Origin of the sequence: Marinovum sp. 2_MG-2023 (assembly GCF_030548265.1) — a bacterium.
Lineage (GTDB): Bacteria > Pseudomonadota > Alphaproteobacteria > Rhodobacterales > Rhodobacteraceae > Marinovum.
Window position 1 is genome coordinate 233,124 of record NZ_JAUOSD010000005.1, and the last position, 26,864, is coordinate 259,987.

Here is a 26,864-nt window from a genome sequence, read left to right on the forward strand (position 1 = left end):
AATTTGGTCAGATCGGAATTAAGCGCAGAATCTTGTGGGAAACTGTCAATTTGACGAAGAATCTCCCCCAAATTGTCGATCCAAGGCCAAATTTCGGAAACCTGCCGCCTCTTGCAATGTTAGATGTGCCGCAAATCCCAAATTTCCGGAGCGCTGCCATGATCCAGACACCTTACCTGCTTTTCCTCGGTGATGCCCCCGACGCGCTGGCCGCAAAGGTTGCGCAGGGGATCAAAGATTGGCGACCTGAAAACGTGGTCGGCCAATTGCGCATGGACGGCTGCAAGGCCGACATGAAACTGGCGGATATGACCCTGGCAGAGGGCCGTGCAGCAGGGGCAAAAACGCTGGTGATCGGCGTGGCCAATCGCGGCGGCAAGATCAGCCCGGCATGGAAACAGGTGCTGTTGGCGGCATTGGAGGCCGGTTATGATCTGGCGTCGGGCCTGCACAACCTGTTGCGGGACGAGGCCGATCTGGTGGCGGCGGCACAGAAACACGGTCGGGCCCTGCATGACGTGCGGGTGCCGACGGTCGAATACCCCATTGCCGATGGCGTGAAACGCCGTGGCAAACGGGTGTTGGCGGTGGGAACCGATTGTTCGGTTGGCAAGATGTACACCGGGCTGGCGTTGGACCGTGCGATGAAAGAGCGGGGCCTGAAAAGCACGTTCCGCCCCACCGGCCAGACCGGTATCCTGATCACCGGGGATGGCATTCCGCTGGATGCGGTTGTGGCGGATTTCATGGCCGGGGCGGTGGAATGGCTGACACCGGACAATGACGCCGACCATTGGGATATCATCGAAGGTCAGGGCAGCCTGTTCCATGTATCGTTTTCCGGTGTGACCATGGCGTTGATCCATGGCGGTCAGCCGGATGCGCTGATCCTCAGCCATGAGCCGACCCGCAGCCATATGCGGGGATTGCCGGGATACAGCCTGCCGTCGCTTGAGGCGCTGCGCGACATGGCGCTGCCGCTGGCGCGGATTGCCAATCCCGCCTGCGAGGTGATCGGCATTTCGGTGAATACCGCACATATGTCCGAGGAAGAGGCGCTGGCCTATCTGGCGGATGTGGAGGCCCGTATGGGACTTCCGGCGGTTGATCCGTTCCGCCAGGGGGCGCAGCGATTGGTGGATGCATTGACGGCGATGTGACCCGGTTGCACCGTTGCGCCCATCGCCAGCGGTAGAATGCGTATTTGAAAAGAGAAGAAGGGCAGGCCCCCTGTGATCGACATCCAGCGTGACAGTTTCCCATTGGCCGAGGTTTTCACCATCTCGCGCGGATCGCGCACCGTGGCAGAGGTGCTGACGGTGTCCGTGACCCGCGCCGGGGTGACGGGGCGGGGCGAATGCGTGCCCTATGCGCGCTATGGCGAGACGCTGGAGTCTGTTGCTGCACAGGTTTCCGGCCTGCCACAGGGGATCACACGCGAAGATCTGCAAGCCGCCCTGCCGCCCGGTGCCGCGCGAAATGCGGTGGATTGTGCGCTGTGGGATCTGGCCGCGAAACAGGCCGGTCGGCGGGTTTGGGATCTGGCCGGGCTGGCCGCGCCGGGACCAGAGGTGACGGCCTTTACACTCTCGTTGGATGAGCCGGAGAAAATGCGGGCGCAGGCGGAGAAGCATCAGGCGCGGCCGATCTTGAAGATCAAATTGGGCACGCCCGATGATATGCCAAGGCTAGAGGCCGTTCGCGCCGGCGCGCCGAAATCGCGGATCATCATTGATGCCAATGAGGGCTGGAGCGCCGAGGTCTATGCCGAACTGGCGCCGCATTTGCTGCGGCTCGGGGTGGATCTGGTCGAGCAACCATTGCCCGCCGCTGCGGATGACGCGCTTTTGGGGATGGAGCGGCCGGTGCCGGTCTGTGCCGATGAAAGCTGCCATGACCGGGCGTCCCTTGCCGGGCTGCATGGCAAATATGACATCGTTAATATCAAACTGGACAAGACCGGCGGCCTGACCGAGGCGCTGGCCCTGCGGGACACCGCCCGCGCCGCGGGGTTTGGTGTGATGGTTGGCTGTATGGTCGGGTCATCGCTGGCGATGGCGCCGGCGACACTGGTGGCGCAGGGCGCGGCGTTTACGGATCTTGACGGACCATTGCTTCTGGCCGAAGACCGCGACCACCCCTTGAATTTCGACGCCGCTGGCGTCCACCCCCCGGAACCGGCCCTTTGGGGCTGAGCCAAGACGGAGAAAACCGATGAGTCGCATTGTATATGTCAATGGAACCTATCTGCCCGAGGAAGAGGCGGTCGTATCGATTTTTGATCGCGGTTTCCTGATGGCGGATGGGGTGTATGAGGTGACATCGGTTCTGGATGGCAAGCTGATTGATTTCGCGGGCCACGCGGCGCGTCTGGAGCGGTCTTTGATCGAATTGGATATGGCCCTGCCGATGACCGCAGAGGCATTGCTGGAGATTCACCGCGAGCTGGTTGCGAAAAACGACATCGTCGAAGGCATGATTTATCTACAGGTCACGCGCGGCGCGCCGGGAGACCGGGATTTTGTGTTCCCTGATCCGGCCACGACGCCGCTGACGGTTGTGTTGTTCACCCAGAACAAGCCCGGGCTGGCCGACAACCCGGCGGCAAAGACGGGGATCAAGGTCATTTCGATCGAGGATATTCGCTGGGGCCGCCGTGATATCAAGACGGTGCAATTGCTCTATCCGTCGATGGGTAAGATGATGGCCAAGAAGGCCGGGGCCGATGATGCCTGGTTGGTTGAGGATGGGGTCGTCACCGAAGGCACGTCGAACAACGCCTATATCGTCAAGGATGGGCGCATTGTCACCCGCGCCCTGTCCAGCGACATCTTGCATGGCATCACCCGCGCGGCGGTTCTGCGGTTCGCCGAAGAGGCGCAGATGAAAGTCGAAGAGCGCAGCTTTACCATCGAAGAGGCCAAGCAGGCGGATGAGGCCTTTGTGACCTCGGCCTCGACCTTTGTGATGCCGGTGGTGGAAATTGATGGTGATGCGGTGGGCGATGGCACGCCGGGGCCGGTGGCGTCCCGTCTGCGCCAGATCTATCTGGAGGAAAGCCGCAAAGCGGCGATCTGACGAAGGTCCGGCACTGTGGCACAGATCCGGCACTGTGACATAGATCCGGAAATTGGCGAAATCGCGCTGACAGGCGGCGCAAAAGCCACGCTTTGCCGCCGATTTTGACTGGCTTTCACCTTAGGACTTGAGCGGCCAAGTGGTGTTGGTGTTTGTGTGGGGACGTGGCCGGGCGCTTTCCGCGGGCCGCGTCGGGGGCTGGTTGGCCGAATGGCCGCACCGGCATCGGGGGTGTTTTCCCCTGGATCGCTTTGGGTCGGATTGGCCGGGCAGATCCGGGGCGTATCACCGCACATTTCCCAAGACGCGCATGCGATGGAATGGCCTGGACATTTATCTGCTTGTTTCGTCTGGGGGCGATGATGGTTGTCAGTTTTGAGTTTGTCGCAATGGGCGCTGCCGGCCTTTTGGTTGGGGCCGCAGTCGGCTGGGGTTTGCGCGGGATGCGCCGCCAGAAAGTGCCGCAGCGCGCCGAACTTGACCGTTTGCGCAATGAACTGCGTGGGGCGATTGGGTTGCTGGCGGACAGAGAGGCCCGGATCGCCACCTTGGAGGCCGATCTGGAGATTGACCATGAAAACGGGCGGTGTGGCGAGGTCCGATTTGGGCCCGAGCGTTGTGGCCCACAATTGACCCGGCAGTACGGCTAAGGCGCACAGCCGAGTTTTTTAGGCGCAACTTTCGGGGCGTTACCCCTTGTCGCCGACGTTATCAGCAAACGCTTTGGAGAACGCCGCCTTTTGTGCGTCGCCTGCTTCGGTCTGGAATTTTGCGCGCCAGTCGGCATAGGGCATGCCGTAAAAAATCTCGCGCGCCTGTTCTTTGTCCATGTCGATGTCGCGGGCGTTTGCGGCCTCTTGATACCAACGCGACAAACAATTGCGGCAAAAGCCGGCCAGGTTCATCAGGTCGATATTCTGCACATCCGTGCGTTTTTCCATCAGGTGTTCGCGCAGGGTGCGAAAGGCGGCGGCCTCTAATTCGATGCGGGTTTGATCATCCATGGCGGTCTCACGGTTGGAGGAGGCCCCGCCGCATAGGGCGGGGCGCGGGTGTCAGAATGTTGGCAGATTAGCGCGCCTGTCGGCAGCTGGCCAATTGCACCTGATATGTGATGGCGCGGGTGCCGATTTCATCCGCGACCCGCAGCAGCCAGGCCTTGCTGTTATAAGATCCACGGGCAAAACCGGTGTGGCCCTCGTGGTAGGCGAGGTATTGATTGCGGGCATCATGCAACGATACGCCGTTACGCGCGCGGGTTTTGTTCATGTACCAACCCATGAAATCGGTGGCATCATTGATCTGATCCCGTTTTGCGCCGCGTTTGCCGGTTTCGTCCCGGTATTCATCCCATGTGGCATCCAGCGCCTGGGCATAGCCATAAGCGGAACTTTGCCGCCCCATGGGAATAACCCCCAGGCTGTAGCGCAATGGGGTGCGGGCGTTGCCGATGAATTTGCTTTCCTGATAGATCGTCGCCATTTGCACGTGCACCGGAACACCCCAGCGCCGCTCGGCCGCCCGGAAGGCCCGGATATACTTTGGCCGTTGCTTCAAAATCGCACATGCATCATCAAGATTGCGCGGGGCGGAGTGATTGCCGCCGCCACAGGACGCAACCGCCAATACGATGACCAAGGCGCGAAGGACTCTGCTCATTTGCCTCTCGCTTTTATTTTGTTTTTTTCCAGCATAGCCGATCCTGCGCTATAGTGAAATCACCTTTTGTCCAGGTGGCCGGGCAGGGCGGCGCCCTGTTGGTGAGCAAGGACAGACTGTTTCCTGAAAAATCGTCTCGAAAATTGGACAAATCCCTCTTGATGACGCTACTGTGCGACGATAGAGGGCTTTCCGGCATGTATACGACTCGCGCAAAATATTATCTGGGCCAGGTGGTCAAACATAAAAAGCATCCGTTTCGCGGTGTGGTTTTTGATGTGGATCCTGAATTCAGCAACACCGAGGAATGGTATAATGCCATTCCAGAGGAAAGCCGCCCCGTGCGCGATCAGCCGTTCTATCATTTGTTGGCGGAAAATGATCAGAGCTTCTATGTCGCCTATGTCTCGGAACAGAATCTGGTGGCGGATTATTCCGGTCGCCCGGTGGATCACCCGGACATTCCCGATCTGTTTGGCGAATTTGAAGACGGGTCTTATCCGCTGCACTTCCAATTGAACTAAGCGTCATCGGCCGGACACGGGTTTCCGATGATGCAGGCGGTTCGCGTCACCGCTGACGCGCCGGGGGCACCGGGCGCGCGGATCATCTTTGATTTCTGGCAATATCGGGTGTTGTGCGCTGCGCGTGAAAGGCTGTCGGCGGGATCGCCTTCGGCCCATTTTGGTGGTGAATTGGCTGTTGGGCGCTGGCTTGCGTCACGTACGCGCCGGGCAAGCGGGTCGAATGCGGGCTGATCCAAAAACACTGGCCTGACACAATGGTTTGACCCGTCGGGTGTTGCGCCATGTCTGGCATCGATTTCAAATTTTTCTGGGGGGGGAAGTACCTCGACGCCGCGCACTGGGTGGGGGCTATTAATACTCGGCGCCGAGGGAAGCTATATGCAGCTACACTTACGTTATCGGCTTTCAATCTGGCGGCCCTAGGTCGGTATTGCGGCGAAACTGGGGCAAAGGGCGGGAACGCATCCAGACTGTGTGCCAGATCACTAAACCGAGAAATTTACAGTCAGGTGATTGCGGCCGTCGCGGCGTTCGTAGCTCAGAGAATCGGATTGTTCGCGAATCATGAACCAGCCAAATCCGCCTTCGGGCATGTCCGCCATGTCGCAATCCAGACAGACTTTCGCCCCGACAGGGGGTTCCCCATCGGGAAAGGCCTTGCCGCTATCAATGACAGTGCAGCTCAATTGCCCGCCCTGCAGCTGCATTTCCAACGCGATCGGCAGACCCTCGGCGTAGCTATAGGCATGCTCCACGACATTGTTCATCACCTCGGCCAGCACGATATGCACCGGGCCGATGCGGTCCGCCGCAACATCCCAATCGGACAGGCACGCCAGTGCACGGTCCAGAATGTCGCGTACGGCCATCGTATTGCTTTGTGCTTCGATACGGGTGCTACATTGTGAACCGTGGGGCATGGCGACCTGTGTTTGGGCGGGACTTTGGGCCACCGGGGGAATCATCACACCGCTTTGGCCATCAAAGCCGCGTCGAGCGTCGGGTAGAGCGAAAACACCGTGTCCATCCGGGTCAGCCGGAACACGCTGTCGACATTTGGGGTCAGCCCGGCAAGGTCAAGCTGCCGCCCCGGTCCCAGTTGTTTCATGGCGGCGACAATCGCCCCCAAGCCACTGGAATCGATGAATTCCACCTGGCTGAGATCCAAGATGACCCGCTGTGTCGGGCCATCGGTTTCCGCCCGCATCATATCCTTGAACTGAATCGCGACGGCGGCATCAATCCGCTGTGCGTTGACTTCGACAATTTGAAGTGCGCCTTCGTGTCTACTGCTCATGTCCATTGCAAACTCTGTCCTGTGTTGCCAAGTTCAAGGTAAGCTAGACTTCAAACCTTACTATTCGGTATGCATTTTCGAAGCTTTTGGGAGACGGCAATGAAAGACGTGATGATCCTGGGCGCGGCACGCACGCCGATGGGCGGATTTCAGGGTGACTTCGATGGGGTTCCGGCCGCGACCCTGGGCGGGGTGGCCATTGCCGCGGCGCATCGCGATGCCGGCAAGCCGACAATTGACGAAGTGCTGATGGGCTGTGTCCTGCCCGCCGGTCAGGGGCAGGCCCCGGCGCGCCAAGCGGGTTTTGCCGCCGGTCTGGGCGAAGACGTGCCCGCAACCACGCTGAACAAGATGTGTGGCTCCGGGATGAAGGCGGCAATGATGGCGTTTGACCGGATTGCGCTGGGCGCCGGTGACGGGATCGTTGCGGGCGGAATGGAAAGCATGACCCAGGCGCCGTATCTTTTGGCCAAAATGCGTGGCGGTGCACGGATTGGTCATGGTCAGGTGATCGATCACATGTTTCTGGACGGGCTGGAAGATGCCTATGACAAGGGGCGTTTGATGGGCACATTTGCCGAAGATTGCGCCGAACATTACCAATTCAGCCGCGAGGCACAGGATCAGTTTGCGATCGGCTCGCTCGACAATGCGTTGGCGGCGGAACGCGACGGCGCGTTCAAAGATGAAATAGCCCCGGTGACCTTGCATCAGCGCCATGGCGAAGAAATCATCACCTGTGATGAGCAACCCGGCAAGGCGCGCCCGGAAAAAATCCCGATGTTGAAGCCGGCTTTCCGCAAGGACGGGACCGTCACAGCGGCCAATGCGTCGTCGATTTCGGACGGGGCGGCGGCGATGGTGCTGGGCACACAAGAGATGGCCGAAACCCGGGGCGTCGCGCCGCGCGGGCGTATCCTTGGCCATGCCAGCCATGCTCAGGCGCCGGGATGGTTCACCACCGCGCCGGTGCCCGCCGCGAAAAAGCTGCTGGATCGGATTGGGTGGAAATTGTCGGATGTGGATCTGTGGGAGATCAACGAAGCTTTTGCCGTGGTGCCGATGGCGTTCATGAAGGAAATGGGATTGCCGCGCGATGTGGTCAACGTGAATGGCGGGGCATGTGCCCTGGGGCATCCGATTGGGGCCTCGGGCGCGCGGATCATGGTGACACTGTTGAATGCGCTGGAAAAACGCGGGTTGAAACGCGGCGTGGCGGCGATCTGTATTGGCGGCGGCGAAGGCACTGCGATTGCGATAGAGCGGGTGTGACGCCCGCAGAGCGGTTGATGTTCTGCGTCAAGTGGCCTGACCCCGTTGCGCCGCCGCCGCGACCCCGTTACACCCGCGCCCCATGAGCGAGACAAAACACCCCGGCAAACACCCTTCGGGCGCCCCATGGCGCAATTTCTATGGCCGTTTCAAAGGCAAGGGCCTGCGCCCTGCGCAAGAGGCCTACCTTGATGAGGATCTGGAGGCCTTGTCACCCGGTCCGGTGGGCTGGGACGTGAACCCGGAGCGCGCGCCGCTGGATGTCGCGACGCTGTTTGGTGGTCGTGATCTTTGGGTGGAGGTTGGGTTCGGCGGCGGTGAACATCTGGTGCATCAGGCCGCGGCCAATCCGGACGTCGGGATCATCGGTGCCGAACCCTATATCAATGGTGTGGCGATGCTGTTGGGCAAGGTGCGGGACGCGGATGTCGACAACCTGTGCATTCATCCAGGCGATGCCCGTGATCTGTTTGATGTGCTGCCCAAGGCTTCTGTCGCCAAGGCGTTTTTGCTGTATCCGGATCCCTGGCCAAAGAAACGTCACCACCGCCGTCGGTTTGTGACGCCGGAGCATCTGGAGCCGCTGTCGGAATTGATGAAGCCGGGGGCGGAATTTCGTGTCGCCACGGACATTCCCGACTATGTGCGCCAGACCCTGGAGCAGGTGCCGCGCCATGGGTTCGAGTGGCTGGCCGAAAGCCCGGACGATTGGCGCACCCCCTGGGATGACTGGATTTCCACCCGCTATGAACAAAAAGCCCTTCGTGAGGGGCGGGTGCCGCATTACCTGACCTTCCGTAAACGATAACGGCGGGCTGTTTCTGTGCGGGAACAGGGGGATGAGGGGGCCAGCCCCCTCGGCCTTTGGCCTCACCCCCAGGATATTTTTGGTCAGAGGAAAGCCGCCGTGGCACGCGGCACAGGGCGCTGGCAACATTGAGAGCTGGCAAAATTGAGCCGGCAAAATTTCGACGGCCGACAAGCTGGGATGGACCCCCTTCGGCGCGCTTGCTAAGAGGTCCGTGAGCGATAACAAAGGATTTTCCGACATGTCTGGTCATGGCACGCCTATTCCGATGATCTCGACCCCCTGTGGCCCGCTGACCGGCGTGGCCGAGGTTCCGGGCGACAAGTCGATTTCACACCGGTCGCTGATCCTGGGGGCGATGGCGGTTGGTGAAACCGTTGTGACAGGTTTGCTGGAAGGCGAGGATGTGCTGGACACAGCCAAGGCGATGCGCGCCTTTGGCGCTGAGGTCGTGCGCGATGATGACGGCACCTGGCATGTGTTTGGCGTCGGCGTCGGCGGGTTTTCCGAGCCGGACAATGTGTTGGATTGCGGCAATTCCGGCACAGGTGTGCGGTTGATTATGGGGTCGATGGCCACCACGCCCATCACCGTGACCTTTACCGGCGACGCCAGTCTGAATGGCCGGCCGATGGCGCGGGTTACAGATCCGTTGGCTTTGTTCGGGACGCAATCGGTTGGACGATCCGGCGGGCGGTTGCCCATGACATTGGTCGGTGCGGCCGATCCCGTCCCAGTGCGATATGAGGTTCCGGTGCCCTCGGCCCAGGTGAAGTCGGCGGTTTTGCTGGCCGGTTTGAATGCGCCGGGCCAGACGGTGGTGATCGAAAAAGAGGCCACCCGCGACCATACCGAGCGGATGTTGGCCGGATTTGGCGCCACAATCACCACAGAGGTTACTGAAGCTGGGCGGGTGATCACCCTGACCGGGCAACCGGAATTGAAACCGCAGGTGATCGCTGTGCCGCGTGATCCGTCGTCTGCCGCGTTTCCGGTCTGTGCTGCGCTGATCACGCCGGGGTCTGACGTGTTGGTGCCGGGGATCGGGTTGAACCCGACGCGGGCGGGGTTGTTTACCACGTTGCAGGAAATGGGCGCGGATCTGACATTTGAGAACATGCGCGAAGAAGGCGGAGAGCCAGTGGCCGACCTGCGGGCGAAATACTCGCCCAAGATGAAGGGCATTGACGTGCCACCAGAGCGCGCGGCGAGCATGATTGACGAATATCCGGTGTTGTCGGTTGTTGCCGCCAATGCGACCGGTGTGACCAATATGACCGGGGTCAAGGAATTGCGGGTCAAGGAAAGCGACCGGATCGAGGCGATGGCCAGCGGTCTGTGCGCCTGTGGCGTCACGGTCGAGGATGGGCCGGATTGGTGGCGTGTGACGGGGCAGGGGCCGGGTACGGTTGCGGGCGGCGCGACCTGTGCCAGCCATCTGGACCACCGGATTGCCATGTCGTTCATGGTGCTTGGCATGTCGACGAAAGCGCCGGTGCGGGTAGATGATGGCACGCCGATTGCCACCTCATTCCCGATATTCGAGCCATTGATGGCATCGCTTGGCGCGGATTGTCGCCGCGAGGCATAGGCGCTTCGAATCGCACACATATCGCGATGGGCAGGATCGTTTTGTCCTGACCGTCGCGCGAAAGTTTTTGGTTGCGCAGGGTGTTGGCGTGCGCGGTCTTTGATCGCCGTGCGCCCGACACCGGGTCTCTGCCGCTATTGGTGTTGAGGATCGGAATTGACGCCGGTCTGGTGATGCGGTGGCGCGGTTTGTGACCGATTGGCAGGTCGTGGATCTGTTCGGTCCGCCGGTTTTCTGCATTGTCTGTTGCAGCCATGCGCGCGTTTTGGCGGCAGGTGCGTCGCGGAATATATGACCGGCAATATATGACCGGCCATGGCCGCTTTAACATCTGTCGGGCATTGGCTAATCTGCGACCTGTGGTCGGGGTGTTCACCCGCAGACGGCGTAGGGAAAGAGGATCACATGGCGTTTACAATTGCGGTCGATGGGCCTGCCGCCTCGGGCAAGGGGACAGTGTCCAAGGCTTTGGCGCGCGAATTGGGATTTGCGCATCTGGACACGGGACTGCTGTATCGTGCGGTTGGGCGTCGGGTGCTGGAGGGTGTTGTCCCATTGCAAGCAGCTACCGAGCTGCGGGCCGAAGACCTGGACTACGCGGGTCTGCGGACGCCAGAGATTGCACAGGCGGCCTCGAAAGTGGCGGTCTTGGCCGAGGTCCGCGCCGCATTGGTGGATTTCCAACGTGCTTTTGCGCGCCGGGATGGCGGGGCGGTTCTGGATGGGCGTGACATTGGCACCGTGATCTGCCCCGATGCGGAGGCCAAATTATATGTCACCGCTAGCGCCGAGGTGCGTGCCGAGCGCCGGTTTCAGGAATTGCGCCAAAAGGGGACAGATACCACTTTTGACGTGGTTCTGGCCGATGTGCGCGCGCGGGATGAACGCGACATGGGGCGCACCGAGGCGCCCCTGAGACCGGCAGATGACGCAGCCCATATCGATACCACGAACATGAGCATCGAAGAGGCATTTGCCGCCGCCCTGGCCGTGGTCCGTGCCCGACAGGAACAGGGAAAATAACCATGCAACAGCGCAAGATCGCAGGTGTCAACGTGTCGGTGATGGGCGTTGGTGCAATGTCGTTTGCCGAATTCTACGGCCCGACGACCGAGGAAAATTCCTGGGCCATTCTGGATGCGGCCCGCGATCTGGGGGTGAGCCATATCGACACGTCGAATGTCTATGGCATGGGGCGCTCGGAGCGTGCGATTGGCGCGTATTTTCAGAGCAACCCCACCGCGCGCGGGGAATTCCATATCGCGACCAAGGCGGGCATCACGACGGACGCGGATGGCAACCGGTGTTTTGACAATTCGGCTGAACATCTTGAAGCGGAATTGGACGCCAGCCTGACGCGTTTGGGAATTGAGGCGGTGGATCTGTTTTATGTGCACCGCCGGGAAGAGACGCGTGCCATCGAAGAGGTGACCGAAACCTTGGCGGCATTGGTGGCCAAGGGCAAGATCAAGGCCTTTGGCTTTTCCGAAATTGCCCCTGCCTCGTTGCGGCGTGCGGCGGCCATCGCGCCGGTGGCTGCTGTGCAGAACGAATATTCACTGGCCAGCCGCGCGCCAGAGCTGGGCATGGTGCAGGAATGCGCACGTCAGGGCACGGCGTTGGTGGCGTTTTCGCCGGTGGGGCGGTCGTTCCTGACCGATACGCCGATCACCAAAGACCGTGTGCCTTCTTTGGCGTGGATGAAGACCAATCCGCGTTTCGCCTCGCCCAATTACGAAGCCAATATTGCCGCGTCAGACCGGTTGCGGGCCTTGGCGGCGGATATGGGCGAGCCGACAGCGGCGCTGGCGATTGCCTGGCTCCTGGCGCAGGGCGATCATGTCATTCCAATCCCGGGCACCCGGTCGGTCGATCATTTCCGCCAATGCGTGCGGGGCGCAGAGATGACCCTGACGGCAGAGGATCTCTTGCGGATTGAAGAGGCGCTGCCGGTCGGCTGGGCACATGGCGATCGCTACAGCCCGGGCCAATATGTCGGCCCTGAGCGGTATTGCTGAGACGATGAGCGGCGATTTCGCCTCACTCACCCTGCCGGATCACATGAAGCGTGACACGGTCCTGGCGGCGAAATACCAGCCAGAGGGATACCTTGATGCATTGGATCGTGAAACCCTGTGGTATGATGCGATCTGGTCTGCCGGCCGGCTGTTCCTGATCTGTCCGCCGCTCAATAATTTTCGCGCCGGGTTTCGCAAGGCGGTGTTTCGGGGGGATGATCAGCCGCTGCGGTTTTTGCGTCTGCGCCGGTATGCCCGCCATGATGTGGCAGAGCTGGAGGTGCCGACCTGCCCGAAACAACTGTCGATCCTGATGCAGGGCTGGACCGGCACAAGCGCCGTGTCCCCCGCCGCGCCGGAGGGGTTTGCCGGGCTGAACACCGCCTTCCTGATTTCCAAGGACAACCCGCTTGAATGGTTGGTGACCCATGCACGCTATCACCGTGAGGCCCATGGATTGCAGGCGCTGATTGTGATGGACAATGGCTCTCGCAGCTATGGGCTGGATGACATTCGGGCGGCCCTTGCCCCGGTTGGATTGCAGAAGCTTTTGGTGCTGGACGTGCCGTTCAAATACGGGCCGGTGGGCAAGAAACCCTATCGGCGGACGGAAAAATACATGCAGACGGCCCTGTTCAATGTGCTCCGGTTGCGGTTTCTGGCGCAGGCGCGGGCAATTTTGAACTGTGATGTGGACGAGTTGATTGTGACGCGCGGCGGCAGTGTGTTTGATGCGGCGGTGACCTCGCGCATCGGGTTTGTTCAGATCGCAGGCCATTGGGTGTACCCCGCGCCGGGCGGCGACGGGCCGTTTTCTCATCTGGATCACAGCCATACCGCGCAACCGCCGAAACCCTGTCCGCCAAAATGGTGTCTGGCGCCGTCAAAACGGTTGGGTGGATTCAGCTGGGATATCCACGGGATGGAGCGTTTGCCATTCCTGCGGCGGCGCACCCATGCGGGCCTGAGCTTTGTCCATTGCCGCAGCCTCACCACCGGTTGGAAGAGCCTGAAACGCGATCAGGTGCCACAGGATACGGTGCCGGACCCGGATGCGGAAATTGCGGCCGAGATCCTGCGCCGGATTTGCTGAACAGGCATCAGATCCAGCGGCGTGTACGCAGACGGTACGCCGAATATGCGTCGCCGAAGCGTTCTTGAAGATAAGCCTCTTCCGGGCGGATCATCCAGACATCAAGGATCACTCCCACCGGCACGACCGCCGCCAGCACCCAAAACGTGTCGAGCGCCAACGCACCGCCCGTCACCATGACCACGGCGCCAAGGTAATTGGGATTGCGCGAAAACCGGAAAGGACCACACGTGACCAGAGCGGTTGTCGGCGCACCCGGCAGGCTGGGCTGGGACGCGGCGTCCAAGGTCCGTTTCGACCATTGCACCAACTGAAACCCGACGAATGCGCCCGCCGCACCGATCACTGCTGCCCACGTCCGGCCCAGTCCGAAACTGGTCGGACAGAGCCATTCCAGAATAAGACCCAGCGCAATCATCGGAAAAATCACCACATCGGAAATTTTCCATGGATGTGAATGCGCAGCGGCGGGGCGCGGATCAGAGGAGGGAGAGGATTGGCGAAGGGATGTCATGCCTACTCGGAATCAATTATTGGCAGTGCAATTGTTCCGGCCAGCCTACAGTAAAACCCGCTGCGCGTGAATTTTCTTGAACACCCGGGGCCATAGGCGTATAGACGCCCGCGTCGATAAGGCAAATAACGCCGCGCAGCAGAATCGGGCAGGGTCGGAGTATTCTACCGGCCCTCTTTGTTTTGCGGATGCCTTTCGTGACCAATCCGGTCCGCGCAAGCGGGCACCAATTAAGACCGGTGGAGACAACCACCCGGCCAGCATAGTGACTTGAAAAAGGAATCTAACGCCACATGGCAGATACAACGATGGAGGAATTCGAAGCCCTCCTGAACGAAAGCTTCGAAATGGACACACCCGAAGAAGGGTCTGTTGTCAAAGGCAAAGTCATCGCAATTGAAGCGGGACAAGCCATCATCGACGTCGGCTACAAGATGGAAGGCCGTGTCGAGCTTAAAGAATTCGCAAATCCCGGTGAAGCGCCCGACATTTCGGTTGGCGACGATGTCGAGGTCTTCCTGCGTTCGGCGGAAAACGCCCGCGGCGAAGCCGTCATCAGCCGCGAAATGGCCCGTCGCGAAGAAGCCTGGGACCGTCTCGAAAAAGCCTACGCCGACGACCAGCGCGTCGAAGGTGCGATCTTTGGTCGTGTCAAAGGTGGCTTCACAGTCGATCTTGGCGGCGCCGTGGCCTTCTTGCCCGGTTCGCAAGTTGACGTGCGCCCCGTGCGTGACGCGGGCCCATTGATGGGTCTGAAGCAGCCGTTCCAGATCCTGAAAATGGACCGTCGTCGTGGCAACATCGTTGTGTCGCGTCGTGCGATCCTTGAAGAATCGCGTGCCGAACAGCGTGCCGAAGTCATCGCCAACCTGGCCGAAGGCCAAGCGGTTGACGGTGTGGTCAAGAACATCACCGAATACGGCGCGTTTGTCGATCTCGGCGGTGTGGACGGCCTGTTGCACGTCACAGACATGGCATGGCGCCGTGTGAACCATCCTTCGGAGATCCTGTCGATCGGCGAAACCGTCAAGGTTCAAGTCATCAAGATCAACAAGGAAACCCACCGTATCAGCCTTGGTATGAAGCAGCTGCAAGAAGATCCATGGGATCTGGTTGCCGCGAAATACCCGCTGGAATCGACACACACCGGTCGCGTCACCAACATCACCGACTACGGTGCGTTCGTGGAGCTGGAACCAGGTGTCGAGGGTCTTGTTCACGTGTCCGAAATGTCCTGGACCAAAAAGAACGTGCACCCCGGCAAAATCGTGTCCACTTCGCAAGAAGTCGAAGTCATGGTTCTGGAAATCGATGGTGCCAAGCGCCGCGTGTCGCTGGGTCTCAAGCAGACCATGCGCAACCCATGGGAAGTGTTCGCTGAAACCCACCCCGAGGGCACGCAGGTCGAAGGCGAAGTCAAGAACATCACCGAATTCGGTCTGTTCATTGGTCTTCCCGGCGAAATCGACGGCATGGTGCACCTTTCGGACCTGTCGTGGGACGAACGTGGCGAAGATGCGATTCAGAACTACCGCAAGGGCGACATCGTTCCTGCCGTGGTCTCCGAAGTCGACATCGAGAAAGAGCGTATCTCGCTCTCGATCAAGGCACTGGGCGGCGACAAGTTCGCAGAAGCGGTTGGCGGCGTGAAGCGCGGCTCGATCGTGACCGTCGAAGTGACCGCGATCGAAGATGGCGGCATCGAAGTGGAATACGAAGGCATGAAATCCTTCATCCGCCGCTCCGATCTGTCGCGTGACCGTGCAGAGCAGCGCCCAGAGCGTTTCTCGGTCGGTAACAAGATCGACGTGCGCGTTACCAACGTCGACGCCAAGACCCGCCGTCTGGGTCTGTCGATCAAGGCGCGTGAGATTGCAGAAGAGAAAGAGGCCGTCGAACAGTATGGTTCCTCCGATTCGGGTGCATCGCTCGGCGATATCCTTGGCGCGGCTCTGAAAGCCGACGACGAGTAAGCCAAGAGCTTTGGAAATCTGGAAAGCCCCGGCGACACCGCCGGGGCTTTTTTTTGCGATGGGATGATCCGGCACTGGGCAGAAGCCGCGTGGCGATAATTTCAGACAGTGCTGGAAGCCCAATTCCAAGGCGAATCAATATAGCGGCAAAACCGCAACCGATGTGCGGATTTGACCGCTGCTGTAGGTGATATTGGTGCACTCGCGCTGAGGAACGTAAAAAAATCGCGAATTTTCAGGCGGTTTGCTGCCAAAGGTCCGCCAAGGGATGTTTCCGAACCGGTACAATCTTCCTATAGTTAGCTGTGCGGCAATGAACGCGCGAACCGTTTCAAGGGGGATGGCGCAGATGATCAGATCGGAACTGATCCAGAAACTTGCGGATGAAAACCCGCATCTTTATCAACGGGATGTGGAGCGTATCGTAAACACGATATTCGAAGAGATCACCGACGCGATGTCGCGTGGGGATCGGGTCGAACTTCGTGGTTTTGGTGCGTTCTCGGTGAAACAACGCGATGCGCGCACCGGTCGCAACCCACGCACGGGCGAGGCCGTCGAAGTCGAAGAAAAACATGTGCCGTTTTTCAAGACCGGGAAACTGCTGCGCGATCGCCTGAACGGAAAGTAAGACGAACACATGCGCTATATCAAATATGCGTTTCTGGCGGTGGTGGGGCTTGCCATTATTGCGGTTGCAGTGGCCAATCGCGGTCTTGTCACGCTCACCTTGCTGCCGCCGGGATTGGCGGAACTGGCCGGGGTGAACCAATCCATCACGCTGCCGCTGTTCGCGGTGATCATTGCCGGTGTGGCCGCGGGCCTGCTGATCGGCTTTGTCTGGGAATGGCTGCGTGAATTCAAGCAACGGGCTGAAAGCGCGCGCAAAGACAGCGAAATCAAGCAGATGAAACGCGAGCTGCGTCGTCTGCGTGATGAGAAGCATGAAGGCGAAGACGAGGTCCTGGCGCTTCTGGACGAAGCCAGCTGAGCGATACGTCAATATGACCCATATCCGAACCAAGATCTGTGGCCTGACCCGGCCACAGGACGTCACTGCGGTGGCCGAGGCTGGCGCGAGCTATGCCGGTTTCAACTTCTTTCCGAAATCGCCACGCTATGTAGACCCCGAGACGGCCCGCGCCCTGGCGCTGGAGGTGCCGCCGGGAATTGCCAAGGTTGTTCTGGTGGTGAACCCCGACAATGCGCTGCTGGATGCGATCACCGATGTGGTTCCGGTCGATATGGTGCAATTGCATGGCCAGGAAAGCCCGGAGCGCGTGCACGAAATCAAGGCGCGCTATGGCTTGCCGGTGATCAAGGTGCTTGGGGTTGCGGGCCCCGACGATTTGCCCGCACTTGATGTCTATGCCCGTGTGGCGGATCAGCTTTTGGTGGATGCCAAGGCACCGAAGGACGCAATCCTGCCCGGTGGCAATGGGTTGGCGTTTGACTGGCGGTTGATTGCCGGGCGGCGCTGGCCGCTGCCATGGATGCTGGCCGGGGGGCTGACCCCCGCCAATGTCGCCGAAGCCATCGCCATGACCGGCGCCCGGCAAGTGGATGTTGCCTCCGGCGTGGAAAGCGCACCGGGCGTCAAGGATGCGCAGAAAATCGCGGATTTTGTGGCCGCAGCCAATAGCGCGCCGCAGTTGAAGGTGGCGCCGCCGAAACTGCGCTAGGTCGTTGCAGTAAGCATTTGGCCTTTTGGTCGGAGAGAGGGGGCCAGCCCCCTCGGCCTTTGGCCTCACCCCCGGGATATTTTTGAACAGAAGAAGACGGGACCTGCGCCGCGCTTCTTCTGTTCTTACGCCCTGGGCGGGGGGTTAGATGCCGGAATACATGCCTTCGTAAATCGGCTCCAGCGTTTCATGTTCGAAAAGAGATGAGACAGATGTGCCGTTCCAGATGTTCAGGATGGCCTGGGCAAAGATCGGCGCGGTGGGCACGATACGGATGTTCTTGGTGTTTTGAACAGCCGGGGTCGGGTTGATGGAATCCGTGATCACCAGCGATTTCATCACCGATTTGCTGATCCGATCCACCGCAGGCCCGGACAGAACACCGTGCGAGATATAAGAGTGCACTTCGGTTGCGCCAGCCTCCATCAGCACTTCGGCGGCTTTGCACAGCGTCCCGGCCGTATCGCAGAGGTCATCGACGATGATGCATTTCTTGCCTTTGACATCGCCGATCACGGTCATTTCGGCAACTTCGCCCGCCTTTTCGCGGCGTTTGTCCACGATGGACAGGGGCGCATTGATGCGTTTGGCCAATTCCCGGGCCCGGGCCACGCCGCCGACATCGGGGGACACAATCATGATGTCATCCAATTGGTCCTTGAACTGGTCGCGGATATCCAGGGCAAAGATCGGGCTGGCATAGAGGTTGTCGACCGGAATATCAAAGAACCCCTGGATCTGGGCGGCATGCAGATCCATGGTCAGCACCCGTTCGATCCCGGCTTCGACGATCATGTTTGCCACCAGTTTGGCGGAAATCGGCGTCCGGGCCTTGGACCGGCGGTCCTGGCGGGCATAGCCGAAATAGGGGATCACTGCGGTGATCCGTGACGCGGAGGACCGGCGCAGGGCGTCGGCCATGATCAAGAGTTCCATCAGATTGTCGTTGGCCGGATTCGAGGTCGGCTGAATGATGAACATGTCCTCGCCGCGCACGTTTTCATAGACTTCGACAAAGATTTCCTGGTCGTTGAACCGTTCTACCCGCGCGTCGACCAGACCGACGTTCATGCCGCGGTGCATGGACATGCGACGGGCGATGGATTTGGCCAGCGGCAAATTGGCGTTGCCTGACATGAGCTTCGGTTCGATGATTTGGGGCATGCGTTCGGTCCTGAGGGAAGGTAAAGGATTCGTGACGTTGACTTCGCTTAGCACGCGGTTACCGTCCGCAAAAGCCACAGGTCAGGAGTGCAGGCACCATGGGACAAATTGATTACTACTTCGCGACGATTTCGCCATTCACCTATCTTGCCGGAACGCGGCTGGAGGAGGTTGCGGCCCGTCACGGCGCGCAGGTGACATATCGGCCACTGGACATCATGGCGCTGTTTTCCCGCACCGGGGGCCAGCCGCCAAAGGATCGCCACCCAAACCGGCAGGCCTATCGTTTGCAGGACATCGAGCGGACCGCCAAGAAGCTGGGGGTGAAGCTGAACATGAAACCGGCGCATTTCCCGACCAATATGGCGCCGTCGTCTTATGCGCTTATCGCGGCGCAAAAGGCCGGTGGTGGCGATCTTGCGGCACTGGCGCATGGGTTTACCCGTGCCGTTTGGGTTGAAGATCGCGATATTGCGCAGGACGATGTGATCCGGGATCTGCTGGAAAAATGCGGATTTGATCCGGCGCTGGCCGACAGCGGACTTTTGGACGGGGCGGAAACCTATGCCGCCAACCTGGAGGCCGCGGTCGAGGCCGGGGTGTTCGGCGCGCCGTTTTATGTCACCGAGGATGGTCAGCGGTTCTTTGGTCAGGATCGGCTGGAGGATCTGGATCTGCATTTGGCAGGCAAGCTCTGAGGCCGGCAACCGCCTACCAAGCCTCACCGCGATGAGATTGCGCCTACTTGGGACACCCCAAGTGGGCGCTTTTTTTGATCGGTGTCAGATCGGTTGCGGTTGGGCCGAGCGGCGTGTTGCCAGCCACCGCCAGACAATGGCAACGATCAATGTCATGCCGACATGGCCGACAAAAGAGGATTGCGTATAGGCGCCGAACCCCATCATGAAGCTGCGTCCCATCAGCGGGGCAAGCATGCCTTGGGCAACAAACCAGAGGCCCACCCCGGTTATCAGCCCCGCCGTGGCATGGCCCAGGCCCGTTCCGCGTTTCACCAGCCATACTGCGGCCGCAAAGCCGAAGATGCCAATCAGGAAATGAATGGCAAAGGCGGCGGCGTAGGGGAGCTGTGTTCCTGTCGCCATTCCGGTCAGCCCGATCACCAGATTGGCCGGTTCCAGCTGCACACCAAACAGCGCTGGCGAAACCAGCCATGCATAGGCTTCGAACGACAGCTCTGCCACAAGTCCGGCCAGCATGAGGTGAACGGCGTCAGTTTTATTGATATTGCTCATCGGGTTCCTTTTTCTCTGTCCCGTTGTTTTTAATGCCCGGTTTCCTTGTGCCGTGCGGAGCAGAGATGGGGAGGCGTCGTTGAAATGACAGACGCTCTGGCCGGAACCCGCGCCAACGTTACGAGATGTGAGCGCAGTGGTTGGAAAACAAAGACCCCGGCGAGATGATCGCCGGGGTCTTTGTCGTGTTTCAGGTGATGGAGATGACCAGATCAGGGCTGTTCGTCTTCGTCATCCTCGCCGCCGCTGGGCAGGTTGAAGAAGCTGTCCGCGTCGAGGATATCGCTGGTATCTTCTTCTTCGTCATCATCATTGCTGTCGGACAGCGAGAAGGTTTCCAGACCTTCGATCGCGGTCGGAATGCGTGGTTCGGTGCTCATCCCCAGGCTTTGTTCGGTCGACAGCAGCTTGCGGCGTTCGTCGTCCGACATGGCCGTGCCTTCCGATGCGCGTTTCGAGGCGGCCTTCTGCACGGCGGCGTCCAGTTCGCTCTGGCGGCACAGGCCCAATGCGACCGGGTCGATCGGTTGCATATTGGCGATGTTCCAATGGGTGCGCTCGCGGATGGTCTGGATTGTCGGTTTGGTGGTGCCGACAAGTTTGGCGATTTGGCTGTCCGCCAGTTCGGGGTGAAATTTCACCAGCCAGAGAATGGCGTTGGGACGGTCCTGCCGTTTCGAAAGCGGCGTATAGCGTGGGCCACGGCGTTTGTCTTCGTCATGGGCGGCGGCATTGAATTTCAGCTTCATGCGCACCATCGGATCGGCCTGGGCCTTGTCGATGTCGGCCTGGGTCAGCTGGTTGTTGGCAATCGGGTCAAACCCTTTGACGCCGGCGGCGACATCGCCGTCCGCAATGCCCTGCACCTCAAGCTCGTGCATGCCGGAAAAATCGGCGATTTGTTTGAATGTCAGCGTGGTGTTGTCGACCAGCCAGACGGCGGTCGCCTTGGGGTGCAGCAGTTTGGCCATTTTGCGGTCTCCTTAGAACAAATCTCTCCCGGCGCCTGGATGGGCTGTCCTGGCGGGGCCGGGACGGTTTCCGTTGTCGGGGAACTGGGGGGCTATATAGTGGCGTCAAGCCGGAAAGGGAAGTGAAAATGCGTTTGATTGCTTTGTGTCTGTTGTTCTGTATGGCTGGTTTGCTGCCAATTCCGGCTGCGGCCGATGGTGAAAAATCGGGTGAATTTGATTATTACGTGCTCGCGCTCAGCTGGTCGCCGAATTGGTGCGCGCTTGAAGGGGATGCAAAGGCATCAGAGCAATGTGAAGCGCGGCATGATTTCGGCTGGACGTTGCATGGGCTGTGGCCACAGTTTCACCGTGGCTGGCCGTCGTATTGCCCGACGGTGGAACGTGCGCCGTCGCGGGGTATGACCGGCGATATGGCTGACATCATGGGCACGGCCGGGCTTGCCTGGTATCAGTGGAAAAAACATGGCGTTTGCTCGGGGTTGTCGGCGGCGGGCTATTTCCGCGCCTCGCGCGACGCCTATGCGGCGATCACCCGCCCCGAGATTTTTCGCAAGCTGGATAAAGCGGTGAAAATTCCGGCATCGGTGGTCGAAGAAGCGTTTTTGCAGGCCAATCCGAACTTGGAAGCAGACATGATCACCATCACCTGCAAGGATGGTCATATTCAGGAAGCGCGCGTTTGCCTGTCCAAGGAATTGCGCCCGGTCCCCTGTGGCCGTGACGTGATCCGCGACTGCCGAATGACCGATGCGATGTTCACGCCGATCCGCTGATTCCGCCCATATTTTATGCGCTTTAGCGGCGTAATTTTGGGCGAAAATTCGGATGTAGCGGCGTCGGTCGCAAAGTGTTAGGTGCGCTTTCGTGCACCCCGCACATCAGTGATATATGGAAAGTTGAGATGTCACGTCTGACACCCGAAGGCCAAAGACTTATCAACGACATAGCAGGCCGCTATGGCAAATCGACCGATGCAATCGAATCGCTTTTGATTTCGGTGAACAATGGCCATGGCACCCAGGCCCAGTTCAATCACCCGGAACTTGGCGGGATGGGCCAATGGTCGATGGGCGGCATGATCATGATTGGCGACATGTTCAATAATGGCCTGAAGGCCACTGTGGACTCGCTGTGCAACGAGCTTTCGAATGCATTGGCCAACAACCAGATGTTCGCGCCGATGCCTGCGGCGCAGCCGATGTCGTCGCAAAGTCAGTCCCAGGGCAACGGCACCAGCCTGTTTGTGTCCGGGTCCGGTTATGCGGAACCCTGGCCCGCCGAATTGGGGTCGCCGTCGTCCTCTGGCTCACAAAACAATATGCGCTACGCCGTATTTCCCCAGACCCGTCGTCTGGCGATTGATATCGGCCGTGGCATCGAAGTTTTCGACATCGGCGATCACAATATCTCTGGCTTTTCGCAGCAGCAAAGCGGCGATCAATCGGTGACATTTACCAGCCAATATGGTCTGGTCCGGGTTGCGGATTTGCCACGTGTTTCCTTGGGCGGTGACATGGGGCAACAGGCCCCGCAACAGACCCCGCAACAAGCGCCGATGACGAACCAACCAGCCCCGATGGAAGACAACTACGCCCAGCCGGCCATGCCGGACGCGACGTCGTTTTCCCCGGCGATGGATCTGCCGCAGTCGGCACCGGCATCTGAGCCCCCGGTCGGCGGCGGCGTCGATTCAGGTCAGATCATTGCATTGATCCAGAAACTTGCTGAGTTGAAGCAGGGCGGCATATTGTCCGAGTCCGAGTTCGAGACCAAGAAAGCGGAACTGTTGTCACGTCTGTGATCCAGACGCCAATAGCCAAATGAATACTGCTGCGCCGCGCCTGAAAAGGGGCGGCGTTGTGCATTTTCACGGTGGCAACCGGGCCGGGGGTCGGGAATCCCTGACTGGTGTGACGCAACGGCAAAGGGCATCCTGTCACCCATGGGCATCGCGCCGTGTGCTTTTTGTTTGTTAGTCAGATTTCCACTGTTTGGCGCGATGTTCGTTTTTACGAGGTGATTCATGCGACAAATTTTCAGCACCAAAAAAGCGGCAGAGCGCAAGGCGCGTCTCGCAGTGGAACGCAAGTTGTTCTCTGCCGAATTTCCCGGTTTCAAACAGACCCCCGGTGACATCGAACGGCACAACGAAAGCTGGGTTCGGATGTGGGTCGACAATTCCTTTGCCGTGGACTCGGACTGTGGGTTGATGATGGCCCGGCGGGGGCTGACCGAAGATGGCCAGATTATCTGGCTGATCACCCATGTGCAGCGCCCGTTGGCGTTTCATGCGGTGGGCCATGACCCGGCGATGGCCTTTGATCGGGCGCGGGATGCCTGGTCGCGATGCGACGCCCTGCGGTTGCGCAGTGCGGATATCCGGGCGCTGTGCCGGGATCTTCTGATGGGGCGGGTGCGGTTTGACATCACCGTCGAAGACGCCGCCGCGTCGCCGCTTTCGGCGGTAGAGGTCCGGTCGTTCATGTCCCGTATGGGATTGTCCCGCCGTCGCCGTATTTCCGGGCGCATGGCGGCGCTGATTGCCCTGATCGAGCCGCAGGTCGGGATGGTGATCTGGACCGCGCAACAGCGTCAGGCGCGTCGCACGGCTGATGCCGAAGCCAACGATGGCGCGGCGCTGGCCTGAGCGCGTGCCCCCCCGCCGCGGGCGGGGGTCTTGTTTCTGCATCATCTGGTGCGCCCGAAATCCTTGATGTCTGCCAGCGCCAGACGGTTGGTTTCGGGCGCAAAGGGATCAGCCCGGTTATTCCGGCGCCCGCAGCATCTGGATGGCCACCGCCTGCTCCGAAAATCCGACAAAGCGATAACTGTCGTCCGGCAAGACCTCTTGCAGGGCTTTGTATTCGTGATGGCGCCAGCCGGGATAGCCGTAAAGCTCGTCAAACAGGATCACCGTGCCCGCCACCAAGCGTGACCGGATTTCCCGCAGCACAAAGGCCGTGGGCGTATAGGTGTCCATGTCGAAATGCGCCAGCGCAAAGGGCGCGTCGCCCTGTTGGGCCAACCAGCCCGGCACGGTGTCCTGCACCCAGCCCTTGACCAGCGTCACATTGGGCCGCACCTCTGGCAGCACCCCGCCCAGGTCATAACGACCGGTTTCGCCGCCTTTGGCATGGCCGGTCCAGTCTTCTTCCAGCCCCTCGAAACTGTCAAAGCCGGTGACATGGCCGCCTGCCTCGGTCAGCATGCGCGCAAACAGGTTGACGCCATGCCCGCGCCAGACACCAAATTCCGCGTAAAGCCCCGCGATGCCATGCGCCGCCAGTGCCTGTTTCACGCAGTATTTCCGCAGCCACGCCTTGCGCGGATAGAGCATTGATGCGGACATATGCGGCAGAAATGTTTCGAAACTGTCGCGGACCGCATGTTCCTGAAGCAGGGTCAGCGGCGTCACGCGTTCGGGTTGGTCTTCACTCATGAACGCACCTTCAACACGATTTTGCCAATGTGATTGCTGGCCTCCATGCGGGCATGGGCGGCGGCGGCATCGGTCAATGGAAATTCGCTGTCCATCACCGGGACAATGCGGCCCGCGTCCAGCAATGGCCAGACCTGTTCGCGCAATGCGGCGGCGATACGGGCCTTTGCCAGATCGGATTGCGGCCGCAGGGTGGATCCGGTGATGGTCTGGCGCCGCATCATCAATGGCGCGAAATTCACCTCGGCCTTTGGTCCCTGCAAGAAGGCGATCTGCACCAAACGGCCTTCATCGGCCAGCGCCTTGAGGTTGCGGGGGATGTAATCGCCGCCCACCATATCGAGGATCAGATCGGCGCCGCCCTCGGCGCGCAGAACCTCGACAAAATCTGCCTCGCGATAGTTGATCGCCTGTTCCGCGCCCAGATCGCGACAGGCCTTGCACTTCTCTGCCGATCCGGCCGTGGCAAACACCCGCGCGCCAAAGTGGTTGGCCAGCTGGATCGCGGTGGTGCCGATGCCGGATGATCCGCCATGCACCAGAAACCGCTCTCCGGCATGCAAGCCGCCGCGCATGAAAACATTGGACCAGACGGTAAAGAAAGTTTCCGGCAAACAGGCCGCTTCGCGCAGGTCCATCCCCTTGGGCACCGGCAGGCAATGCGCCGCCGGGGTGGCGACATATTCGGCATATCCACCGCCGGGCAACAGCGCACAGACCTGATCGCCGATCTGCCAGTCGCTGACGCCATCGCCAAGCGCCACAACCTCGCCAGAGGCCTCAAGCCCCGGCAGATCGCTGGCCGTCGGCGGCGGGGCATATTTGCCGGCGCGTTGCAGCGCATCAGGGCGGTTCACCCCGGCCCAGGCCACACGAATCACCACCTCATCCGCGCGCGGGGTGGGGCGGGGGCGGCTGGTTGTTTTCAGCACGTCCGGCCCGCCGGGTTCGGTGATTTCCACCGCCAACATCGTTTCGCTCATCTGCTGTCCTCTATGTATCACTGCTGCGCTGTGTCCACCGACCGGGCAGGTCGTCGGGCATTTGAGGGGCGCGAATATTCGCCAGAACCGCGTTGGGCCCCGCCATCAATTTCGACAACAGCGGGTGCTCCTGCACCTGTGCCTTCAGCTTCTCGACCTGCATCACATTGTCAATCCGGCGGTCCAGAAATTCCCAGGTGGCGCTGTGGTCCGGCGTGTCATCGCCCAGCCAATACAGTACTGTCGCGCCGTAAACCGCGCTGAGGGTCGCGCGTTTCGTGTACCAGTTCACATCGTCCGAAGTGTCGCCCAATGTGGTCCAGATCGCGTCACAGGTGTCCCAGATCGCCCGAGCACCGTCTGCCGCATGATGGGGCAGCGAAAACAGCGTCGTGCCGCGGCGCACCGCCTCTTTGTCGGTGACCGCCTCCAGCCGGGCGCGCACCGCAAATGCGATCCGGTCGCGAAACCGCATGCCCGCCAGATCTGTGCTGTGCAACCGCGCCACCATGGCGGCATCGCCGCGCCGATGAAACGCCAGCGCCAGATCGACCGCGCCGCGCGGACAAATGGCGCGGGCCACGGTTTCATTGACACCGCTGTCCTCGATCGCGGCCCGGAATGTGTCGTCGCCCCAGCCGTCAAACGCCACATGCGCCAGGGCCGCGTCCAGCAATTGTTCCTTCGGGTCGGTCATGTCACACCCTCCTGTGCCTGTCACAGGCAATAGTAGACAAGTCATTCGGGCTTTGCTATACGGCGCACTCCTGCAAATCCTTGCAACTTCAACTTAGAAAGGTGGTGAAAACCACATGCAGGTTAGTGTTCGCGACAACAATGTCGATCAGGCGCTTCGTGCCCTGAAGAAAAAGCTGCAGCGTGAAGGCGTTTTTCGTGAAATGAAGCTCAAGCAACATTTCGAGAAACCGTCCGAGAAAAAAGCGCGCGAGAAAGCTGAAGCGATCCGCCGTGCCCGGAAACTGGCACGTAAGAAAGCCCAGCGCGAAGGGATGCTCTAAGCATTTCCAGCTTTGGACACAAAGTAAGACGACCCCCGGGCAGCCGCTTCGGGGGTTTGTCGTTTTTTGGGGGGGAAATTTGAAATCACACCTTTGGTGTGTGCGCTGCGGGCCAATGGGCCATGGGGCCAACAATACCCCTGAATGCCCCTGGATGTTCCGGGGGCCAAATTAGAAAGACCGGCCTTGAGGCCGGTCTGTCGGTCACGCCGGATTGCTCCGGCAAGACAATGCGCGTTCAGCGCGGGTCGTAGGGGTCAGCTCAGCTGCCGGCCACGAGCGAACGGACGGTGGAACGAACTTCGCTGTCGCTGTCGCCGGAGTGGATTGTCGCCAGGATCAGAGCCACGCGCTCGTCGCTGAGGTTCGACAGATCGGCATTCGGTGCATAGCGTTCGATTTGCTGCAGGTTGCCGGTGGTCGACTGGGTCATGGCGGATGCGGTTGTTGCGAAGCCAGCCAGGGCGAGGGCGGTGATTGCGATGATATTTTTCATGTTAGTCTCCTATTTTCGATGTCT

At 60.1% G+C, this 26,864-nt stretch carries 32 protein-coding genes; 20 read left to right on the forward strand and 12 right to left on the reverse strand.

What is annotated here, in order from left to right; genetic code table 11:
- The first annotated feature begins 158 nt into the window (after positions 1 to 158).
- From dgcN to Q4577_RS08615, 4 genes are all read left to right on the forward strand, one after another.
- Complete coding sequence (dgcN, locus tag Q4577_RS08600) at positions 159 to 1,160, forward strand: N-acetyltransferase DgcN (RefSeq protein ID WP_303469329.1); 1,002 nt, start codon at positions 159 to 161, stop codon at positions 1,158 to 1,160.
- Positions 1,161 to 1,232: 72 nt separating this feature from the next.
- Complete coding sequence (gene dgcA, locus Q4577_RS08605; protein ID WP_303469330.1) at positions 1,233 to 2,195, forward strand: N-acetyl-D-Glu racemase DgcA; 963 nt, start codon at positions 1,233 to 1,235, stop codon at positions 2,193 to 2,195.
- 19 nt (positions 2,196 to 2,214) lie between these two features.
- Complete coding sequence (locus tag Q4577_RS08610) at positions 2,215 to 3,078, forward strand: D-amino-acid transaminase (RefSeq protein ID WP_303469331.1); 864 nt, start codon at positions 2,215 to 2,217, stop codon at positions 3,076 to 3,078.
- 320 nt (positions 3,079 to 3,398) lie between these two features.
- The gene (locus tag Q4577_RS08615; protein ID WP_244688386.1) at positions 3,399 to 3,728 is read left to right on the forward strand and encodes a hypothetical protein; all 330 of its coding nucleotides are present in this window, start codon (positions 3,399 to 3,401) and stop codon (positions 3,726 to 3,728) included.
- A 39-nt stretch (positions 3,729 to 3,767) separates the two neighbouring features.
- On the opposite strand, the gene Q4577_RS08620 is transcribed toward Q4577_RS08615, so the two are convergent.
- Positions 3,768 to 4,082, reverse strand: coding sequence for a DUF1244 domain-containing protein (locus tag Q4577_RS08620; protein ID WP_244688388.1), 315 nt, complete (start codon positions 4,080 to 4,082; stop codon positions 3,768 to 3,770).
- 67 nt (positions 4,083 to 4,149) lie between these two features.
- Positions 4,150 to 4,737: a lytic transglycosylase gene (locus tag Q4577_RS08625; protein ID WP_303469332.1), complete on the reverse strand. Its 588-nt coding sequence runs from the start codon at positions 4,735 to 4,737 to the stop codon at positions 4,150 to 4,152.
- 197 nt (positions 4,738 to 4,934) lie between these two features.
- Here Q4577_RS08625 and hspQ point away from each other — a divergent pair, with 197 nt between their 5' ends.
- The gene (hspQ, locus tag Q4577_RS08630) at positions 4,935 to 5,261 is read left to right on the forward strand and encodes a heat shock protein HspQ (protein WP_303469333.1); all 327 of its coding nucleotides are present in this window, start codon (positions 4,935 to 4,937) and stop codon (positions 5,259 to 5,261) included.
- Between the two features lie 488 nt (positions 5,262 to 5,749).
- On the opposite strand, the gene Q4577_RS08635 is transcribed toward hspQ, so the two are convergent.
- Together Q4577_RS08635 and Q4577_RS08640 are read right to left on the reverse strand one after the other, a co-directional pair.
- Positions 5,750 to 6,184, reverse strand: a complete 435-nt coding sequence (locus Q4577_RS08635) for an ATP-binding protein (RefSeq protein WP_303469334.1) — start codon at positions 6,182 to 6,184, stop codon at positions 5,750 to 5,752.
- A gap of 44 nt (positions 6,185 to 6,228) precedes the next feature.
- Positions 6,229 to 6,567 carry an STAS domain-containing protein gene (locus tag Q4577_RS08640; RefSeq protein ID WP_244688397.1) on the reverse strand — a complete coding sequence of 113 codons (339 nt, stop codon included), beginning with the start codon at positions 6,565 to 6,567 and terminating at the stop codon, positions 6,229 to 6,231.
- A 93-nt stretch (positions 6,568 to 6,660) separates the two neighbouring features.
- Between Q4577_RS08640 and Q4577_RS08645 the strand changes: the two genes are divergently transcribed.
- The 6 genes from Q4577_RS08645 to Q4577_RS08670 all read left to right on the forward strand — a co-directional run bounded on the left by Q4577_RS08645 (position 6,661) and on the right by Q4577_RS08670 (position 13,343).
- The gene (locus tag Q4577_RS08645; RefSeq protein ID WP_303469338.1) at positions 6,661 to 7,833 is read left to right on the forward strand and encodes an acetyl-CoA C-acyltransferase; all 1,173 of its coding nucleotides are present in this window, start codon (positions 6,661 to 6,663) and stop codon (positions 7,831 to 7,833) included.
- Between the two features lie 82 nt (positions 7,834 to 7,915).
- A complete protein-coding gene (locus Q4577_RS08650) occupies positions 7,916 to 8,641 on the forward strand; it encodes a tRNA (guanosine(46)-N(7))-methyltransferase TrmB (protein ID WP_303469340.1) in 726 nt (241 codons plus the stop codon).
- Positions 8,642 to 8,882: 241 nt separating this feature from the next.
- On the forward strand, positions 8,883 to 10,232 hold the full coding sequence (gene aroA, locus Q4577_RS08655; RefSeq protein ID WP_303469367.1) for a 3-phosphoshikimate 1-carboxyvinyltransferase: 1,350 nt from the start codon (positions 8,883 to 8,885) through the stop codon (positions 10,230 to 10,232).
- 405 nt (positions 10,233 to 10,637) lie between these two features.
- Positions 10,638 to 11,255 carry a d(CMP) kinase gene (locus tag Q4577_RS08660; RefSeq protein WP_244688401.1) on the forward strand — a complete coding sequence of 206 codons (618 nt, stop codon included), beginning with the start codon at positions 10,638 to 10,640 and terminating at the stop codon, positions 11,253 to 11,255.
- Between the two features lie 2 nt (positions 11,256 to 11,257).
- Positions 11,258 to 12,250, forward strand: coding sequence for an aldo/keto reductase (locus Q4577_RS08665; protein WP_303469342.1), 993 nt, complete (start codon positions 11,258 to 11,260; stop codon positions 12,248 to 12,250).
- Positions 12,198 to 13,343, forward strand: coding sequence for a hypothetical protein (locus Q4577_RS08670; RefSeq protein ID WP_303469343.1), 1,146 nt, complete (start codon positions 12,198 to 12,200; stop codon positions 13,341 to 13,343). The genes Q4577_RS08665 and Q4577_RS08670 overlap by 53 nt, the downstream gene beginning before the upstream one ends.
- A gap of 7 nt (positions 13,344 to 13,350) precedes the next feature.
- Here the strand turns inward: Q4577_RS08670 and Q4577_RS08675 are convergent, their stop codons facing one another.
- Positions 13,351 to 13,857 carry an isoprenylcysteine carboxylmethyltransferase family protein gene (locus Q4577_RS08675; RefSeq protein WP_303469344.1) on the reverse strand — a complete coding sequence of 169 codons (507 nt, stop codon included), beginning with the start codon at positions 13,855 to 13,857 and terminating at the stop codon, positions 13,351 to 13,353.
- Between the two features lie 293 nt (positions 13,858 to 14,150).
- On the opposite strand from Q4577_RS08675, the gene rpsA reads away from it, so the two are divergent.
- The 4 genes from rpsA to Q4577_RS08695 all read left to right on the forward strand — a co-directional run bounded on the left by rpsA (position 14,151) and on the right by Q4577_RS08695 (position 17,512).
- Positions 14,151 to 15,830, forward strand: coding sequence for a 30S ribosomal protein S1 (gene rpsA, locus Q4577_RS08680; protein ID WP_244688411.1), 1,680 nt, complete (start codon positions 14,151 to 14,153; stop codon positions 15,828 to 15,830).
- Between the two features lie 349 nt (positions 15,831 to 16,179).
- Positions 16,180 to 16,461: an integration host factor subunit beta gene (gene ihfB, locus Q4577_RS08685; protein ID WP_244688413.1), complete on the forward strand. Its 282-nt coding sequence runs from the start codon at positions 16,180 to 16,182 to the stop codon at positions 16,459 to 16,461.
- A gap of 9 nt (positions 16,462 to 16,470) precedes the next feature.
- The gene (locus tag Q4577_RS08690; protein WP_303469345.1) at positions 16,471 to 16,821 is read left to right on the forward strand and encodes a LapA family protein; all 351 of its coding nucleotides are present in this window, start codon (positions 16,471 to 16,473) and stop codon (positions 16,819 to 16,821) included.
- Positions 16,822 to 16,834: 13 nt separating this feature from the next.
- Positions 16,835 to 17,512 (forward strand): phosphoribosylanthranilate isomerase, encoded by a 678-nt coding sequence (locus tag Q4577_RS08695; protein ID WP_303469347.1) that lies wholly within the window; start codon positions 16,835 to 16,837, stop codon positions 17,510 to 17,512.
- 144 nt (positions 17,513 to 17,656) lie between these two features.
- On the opposite strand, the gene Q4577_RS08700 is transcribed toward Q4577_RS08695, so the two are convergent.
- Complete coding sequence (locus Q4577_RS08700) at positions 17,657 to 18,676, reverse strand: ribose-phosphate pyrophosphokinase (protein ID WP_244688415.1); 1,020 nt, start codon at positions 18,674 to 18,676, stop codon at positions 17,657 to 17,659.
- Between the two features lie 98 nt (positions 18,677 to 18,774).
- On the opposite strand from Q4577_RS08700, the gene Q4577_RS08705 reads away from it, so the two are divergent.
- The gene (locus Q4577_RS08705; RefSeq protein WP_303469349.1) at positions 18,775 to 19,374 is read left to right on the forward strand and encodes a 2-hydroxychromene-2-carboxylate isomerase; all 600 of its coding nucleotides are present in this window, start codon (positions 18,775 to 18,777) and stop codon (positions 19,372 to 19,374) included.
- An 84-nt stretch (positions 19,375 to 19,458) separates the two neighbouring features.
- On the opposite strand, the gene Q4577_RS08710 is transcribed toward Q4577_RS08705, so the two are convergent.
- Entirely contained in the window at positions 19,459 to 19,929 is a 471-nt protein-coding gene (locus tag Q4577_RS08710) for a hypothetical protein (RefSeq protein WP_303469351.1), read from the reverse strand.
- Between the two features lie 212 nt (positions 19,930 to 20,141).
- Positions 20,142 to 20,900: a DUF1013 domain-containing protein gene (locus tag Q4577_RS08715; protein WP_244688421.1), complete on the reverse strand. Its 759-nt coding sequence runs from the start codon at positions 20,898 to 20,900 to the stop codon at positions 20,142 to 20,144.
- Between the two features lie 161 nt (positions 20,901 to 21,061).
- Here Q4577_RS08715 and Q4577_RS08720 point away from each other — a divergent pair, with 161 nt between their 5' ends.
- From Q4577_RS08720 to Q4577_RS08730, 3 genes are all read left to right on the forward strand, one after another.
- On the forward strand, positions 21,062 to 21,676 hold the full coding sequence (locus tag Q4577_RS08720; RefSeq protein ID WP_244688925.1) for a ribonuclease T2: 615 nt from the start codon (positions 21,062 to 21,064) through the stop codon (positions 21,674 to 21,676).
- Positions 21,677 to 21,804: 128 nt separating this feature from the next.
- Entirely contained in the window at positions 21,805 to 22,704 is a 900-nt protein-coding gene (locus Q4577_RS08725; RefSeq protein WP_303469353.1) for an SHOCT domain-containing protein, read from the forward strand.
- Positions 22,705 to 22,926: 222 nt separating this feature from the next.
- Positions 22,927 to 23,550 carry a hypothetical protein gene (locus Q4577_RS08730; protein WP_303469354.1) on the forward strand — a complete coding sequence of 208 codons (624 nt, stop codon included), beginning with the start codon at positions 22,927 to 22,929 and terminating at the stop codon, positions 23,548 to 23,550.
- Between the two features lie 117 nt (positions 23,551 to 23,667).
- On the opposite strand, the gene Q4577_RS08735 is transcribed toward Q4577_RS08730, so the two are convergent.
- From Q4577_RS08735 to Q4577_RS08745, 3 genes are read right to left on the reverse strand one after another with little or no spacing between them, the layout of a single operon-like run.
- Positions 23,668 to 24,342, reverse strand: a complete 675-nt coding sequence (locus tag Q4577_RS08735) for a class I SAM-dependent methyltransferase (RefSeq protein WP_244688429.1) — start codon at positions 24,340 to 24,342, stop codon at positions 23,668 to 23,670.
- On the reverse strand, positions 24,339 to 25,325 hold the full coding sequence (locus Q4577_RS08740; protein ID WP_303469356.1) for an NAD(P)H-quinone oxidoreductase: 987 nt from the start codon (positions 25,323 to 25,325) through the stop codon (positions 24,339 to 24,341). Before Q4577_RS08740 ends, Q4577_RS08735 begins: the two co-directional genes overlap by 4 nt.
- A 10-nt stretch (positions 25,326 to 25,335) precedes the next feature.
- The gene (locus Q4577_RS08745; RefSeq protein ID WP_303469357.1) at positions 25,336 to 26,022 is read right to left on the reverse strand and encodes a COQ9 family protein; all 687 of its coding nucleotides are present in this window, start codon (positions 26,020 to 26,022) and stop codon (positions 25,336 to 25,338) included.
- A 115-nt stretch (positions 26,023 to 26,137) separates the two neighbouring features.
- Between Q4577_RS08745 and rpsU the strand changes: the two genes are divergently transcribed.
- Positions 26,138 to 26,344, forward strand: a complete 207-nt coding sequence (gene rpsU / locus Q4577_RS08750) for a 30S ribosomal protein S21 (protein ID WP_008207378.1) — start codon at positions 26,138 to 26,140, stop codon at positions 26,342 to 26,344.
- A gap of 262 nt (positions 26,345 to 26,606) precedes the next feature.
- Here rpsU and Q4577_RS08755 read toward each other — a convergent pair whose 3' ends face one another.
- Positions 26,607 to 26,840 (reverse strand): hypothetical protein, encoded by a 234-nt coding sequence (locus Q4577_RS08755; RefSeq protein ID WP_244688436.1) that lies wholly within the window; start codon positions 26,838 to 26,840, stop codon positions 26,607 to 26,609.
- Positions 26,841 to 26,864 lie beyond the last annotated feature (24 nt).